General features: G+C 70.4%; 1 protein-coding gene. It reads right to left on the bottom strand.

Annotated elements, in window-relative coordinates:
• The coding region (locus BIV25_RS46020) for a UTP--glucose-1-phosphate uridylyltransferase (RefSeq protein ID WP_071378572.1) at nucleotides 1–602 on the bottom strand (602 nt) is incomplete at both ends.

Raw genomic sequence — 602 nt, 5'->3', positions numbered from 1 at the left:
TAGCGGCCGATGACCGCGTAGTGGGACGGGGCGTCCGCCGGGTCCGGCTTCTCGACCAGTCCGGTCACCTTGACGACGTCGGTGTCGCCGGTGGCCTCCACGGCCGCGCAGCCGTAGAGGTGGATCTGCTCGGGCGCGACCTCCATGAGGGCGATCACGCTGCCGCCGTGCTGTTCCTGGGTCTCGATCATGCGCTGGAGCAGCGGGTCGCGGGGGTCGATCAGGTCGTCGCCGAGGAGGACGGCGAAGGGTTCGTTGCCGACGTGCGGGGCGGCGCACAGGACGGCGTGGCCGAGGCCCCTGGGGTCGCCCTGGCGGACGTAGTGCATGGTCGCCAGGTCGCTGGATTCCTGGACCTTGGCGAGCCGGCCGGCGTCGCCCTTCTTCTGAAGGGCCGACTCCAGCTCGTAGTTGCGGTCGAAGTGGTCCTCCAGGGGGCGCTTGTTGCGTCCGGTGACCATGAGCACGTCGTCGAGCCCCGCGGCCACGGCCTCCTCGACCACGTACTGGATCGCCGGCTTGTCGACGACCGGCAGCATCTCCTTGGGAGTGGCCTTCGTGGCCGGCAGGAACCGCGTGCCGAGGCCTGCCGCAGGGATGAC

Source organism: Streptomyces sp. MUSC 14, assembly GCF_001866675.1.
Lineage (GTDB): Bacteria > Actinomycetota > Actinomycetes > Streptomycetales > Streptomycetaceae > Streptomyces.
This window is presented reverse-complemented; position numbering and strand designations above follow the sequence as displayed.